General features: G+C 62.5%; 2 protein-coding genes. Both read left to right on the top strand.

From position 1 onward, the window contains the following. The first annotated feature begins 204 nt into the window (after window positions 1–204). Window positions 205–1,980, top strand: a complete 1,776-nt coding sequence (locus AC1DWG_RS30360; RefSeq protein WP_110661132.1) for a PQQ-dependent methanol/ethanol family dehydrogenase — start codon at window positions 205–207, stop codon at window positions 1,978–1,980. 276 nt (window positions 1,981–2,256) lie between these two features. Beyond that, window positions 2,257–3,777: an acetaldehyde dehydrogenase ExaC gene (gene exaC, locus AC1DWG_RS30355; protein WP_477764106.1), complete on the top strand. Its 1,521-nt coding sequence runs from the start codon at window positions 2,257–2,259 to the stop codon at window positions 3,775–3,777. Window positions 3,778–3,844: the final 67 nt, after the last annotated feature.

The raw sequence follows: 3,844 nt of genomic DNA, 5'->3' as shown, positions 1-3,844 counted from the left end.
GTGCCGGCCTCTTCGCGGGCAAGCCCGCTCCCACAGGGGGCAGTGTCGATCACAATATCCCGTATTTATCTCACACGACCCGCTACTAAGGGATTAGCAATCTCCTCATTGCGGGCAATTGTTGCCAGGGCGGCGGCGCCCAAGAATCTGCACCAGACCGGGAAAATTTTCCGGACATAACAAAAATCCGCAGAGGAAGCCGTCATGACCCAACCCGCACGTCGCCAGCCCTTCGTCTTGAGCCTGCTACTCAGTGCCATGCTGTTGTCCGGCCAGGCATTGGCCGGGGTTTCCGACCAGGACATTCTCCAGGACCCGAAGAACCCGGAACAGGTCGTGACCAACGGCTTGGGCGTTCAGGGGCAGCGTTACAGTCCGCTGGATATTCTCAACGTCGACAACGTCAAGGAGCTGCGACCGGCCTGGGCGTTTTCCTTCGGCGGTGAAAAACAGCGTGGCCAGCAAGCGCAGCCGATGGTCAAGGACGGCGTGATGTACATGACCGGTTCCTACTCGCGGGTGTTCGCCGTGGATGCACGCACCGGCAAGAAACTCTGGCAATACGACGCGCGCCTGCCGGATGACATCCGCCCCTGCTGCGACGTGATCAATCGTGGCGTCGCGCTGTATGGCGACCTGGTGATTTTCGGCACCCTTGACGCCAAGCTCGTGGCGCTGAACAAGGACACCGGCAAGGTGGTGTGGAGCAAGAAAGTCGCCGACCACAAGGAAGGCTACTCGATCAGTGCCGCGCCGCTGGTGATCAACGGCAAGCTGATTACCGGCGTGGCCGGTGGCGAGTTCGGTGTGGTGGGCAAGATCGAGGCCTACGACCCGAAAAACGGTGATCTGCTGTGGACCCGGCCGACGGTCGAAGGCCATATGGGCTACGTCTACAAGGACGGCAAAGCGGTGGAGAACGGCATCTCCGGCGGCGAGGCGGGCAAGACCTGGCCGGGCGATCTGTGGAAAACCGGCGGCGCGGCCCCTTGGCTTGGCGGCTATTACGACCCGGAAACCAACCTGCTGCTGTTCGGTACCGGCAACCCGGCGCCGTGGAACTCGCACCTGCGCCCTGGCGACAACCTCTACTCCTCATCGCGCCTGGCACTCAACCCGGACGACGGCACCATCAAGTGGCACTTCCAGAGCACGCCCCACGACGGTTGGGACTACGACGGCGTGAACGAGCTGGTGTCGTTCAACTACAGCGAAGGCGGCAAGGAAATCAAGGCGGCGGCCACTGCCGACCGCAACGGCTTCTTCTACGTGCTGGACCGCACCAACGGCAAATTCATCCGTGGCTTCCCGTTCGTGGACAAGATCACCTGGGCCACCGGCCTGGATAAGAACGGCCGGCCGATCTACAACGAAGCCAGCCGTCCCGGCGCCCCGGGCTCGGAAGTCAAGGGCAGTTCGGTCTTCGTAGCACCGGCGTTCCTCGGCGCGAAAAACTGGATGCCGATGGCTTACAACCAGGACACCGGGTTGTTCTATGTGCCGTCCAACGAATGGGGCATGGACATCTGGAACGAAGGCATCGCCTACAAGAAAGGCGCGGCGTTCCTCGGCGCCGGATTCACCATCAAGCCATTGAACGAAGACTACATCGGCGTGCTGCGGGCCATCGACCCGAAAACCGGCAAGGAAGTCTGGCGTCACAAGAACTATGCGCCGCTGTGGGGCGGGGTGCTGACCACCAAGGGCAACCTGGTGTTCACCGGCACGCCTGAAGGTTTCCTGCAGGCGTTCAACGCCAAGACCGGCGAGAAGGTCTGGGAATTCCAGACCGGCTCCGGCGTGCTCGGCTCACCCATCACCTGGGAAATGGACGGCGAACAGTACGTTTCGGTGCTCTCCGGCTGGGGCGGCGCGGTACCGCTGTGGGGCGGTGAAGTGGCCAAGCGCATCAAGGACTTCAACCAGGGCGGCATGCTCTGGACCTTCAAGCTGCCCAAGGACCTCGTCGCCAAGCACTGATCGAGTGGAGGCACCCTTGAAAACGCCTTCGCCGGCAAGCCGGCTCCTACAAAAATCGAGCATATCACCGGGATCCGTGTAGGAGCTGGCTTGCCAGCGAAGAGGCCCTCGAGCCTTGCATTACCAATGAAGGCGCCTTCGCCGGCAAGTTGGCTCCTACGACCAAATAACGAGAGCCCCTCCTGCCAACGATGCATTCGTCTGGCACGCGGGGCTCTCTAGTATCGGCTCATCGCCTGTCAGCACGACAGGCATCGACCCAGACAGAGGCCCACCATGATCTACGCACAACCCGGAACCCCAGGCGCCGTCATTACCTTCAGGCCGCGCTACGGCAACTTCATCGGTGGCGAATTTGTCGCTCCGATCAATGGCGAGTACTTCACCAACACCTCGCCGGTCAACGGTGAAGTGATCGCCGAATTCCCGCGCTCCAGCGCCGCCGACATCGACAAGGCCCTCGACGCCGCCCATGCCGCTGCCGACGCCTGGGGCAAGACCTCGGCCCAGGACCGCTCCCTGGTGCTGCTGAAAATCGCCGATCGCATCGAGCAGAACCTTGAGGTCCTGGCCGTCACCGAAACCTGGGACAACGGCAAGGCCGTGCGCGAAACACTGAACGCCGACGTGCCGCTGGCGGCCGACCACTTCCGTTACTTCGCCGGCTGCATCCGCGCCCAGGAAGGCGGCGCCGCCGAGATCAACGAGCTGACCACGGCCTATCATTTCCATGAGCCCCTGGGTGTGGTCGGGCAGATCATTCCGTGGAACTTCCCGCTGCTGATGGCCGCCTGGAAACTCGCCCCGGCCCTGGCCGCCGGCAACTGCATCGTGCTCAAGCCTGCCGAGCAAACGCCGCTGTCGATCATGATCTTCGCCGAACTCATCGCCGACTTGCTGCCAGCGGGCGTGCTGAACATCGTCCAGGGCTTCGGTCGCGAAGCCGGCGAGGCCCTGGCCACCAGCAAGCGCATCGCCAAGATCGCCTTCACCGGCTCGACCCCGGTGGGCGCGCACATCATGCATTGCGCCGCCGAGAACATCATCCCGAGCACCGTCGAGCTGGGCGGCAAGTCGCCGAATATCTTCTTCGAAGACATCATGAACGCCGAGCCCGCGTTCATCGAAAAGGCTGCCGAAGGCCTGGTGCTGGCGTTCTTCAACCAGGGTGAAGTCTGCACCTGTCCGTCCCGGGCGCTGGTGCAGGAGTCGATCTACGAGCCGTTCATGGCCGAGGTGATGAAGAAGATCGCCAGGATCAAGCGCGGCAACCCGCTGGACACTGAGACCATGGTCGGCGCCCAGGCGTCCGAGCAGCAATACGACAAGATCCTCTCGTACCTGACCATTGCCCAGGAGGAGGGCGCCGAGCTGCTCACCGGCGGCGCGGCCGAACGTCTGGAGGGCGACCTGTCCAGCGGTTACTACATTCAGCCGACCCTGCTCAAGGGGCACAACAAGATGCGTGTGTTCCAGGAAGAAATCTTCGGCCCGGTGGTGGGGGTCACCACTTTCAAGGACGAAGCCGAAGCCCTGGCCATTGCCAACGACAGCGAGTTCGGCCTCGGTGCCGGCCTGTGGACCCGCGACATCAACCGCGCCTACCGCATGGGCCGGGCGATCAAGGCCGGGCGCGTGTGGACCAACTGTTACCACCTGTACCCGGCGCACGCCGCGTTTGGTGGCTACAAGAAGTCCGGCGTCGGCCGGGAAAACCACAAGATGATGCTCGATCACTATCAGCAGACCAAAAACCTGCTGGTGAGCTACGACATCAATCCGCTGGGGTTCTTCTGATTCGACTCGAAATCGGGTAATGGCCTTCGCTGGCAAGTCGGGTCGCCGCATCGCAGCTCCTACAGGT

The organism is Pseudomonas sp. P4_B3, from assembly GCF_056402295.1.
The sequence above is the reverse complement of the archived record's forward strand: the minus strand, read 5'-3'. Positions and strand labels throughout refer to the sequence as shown.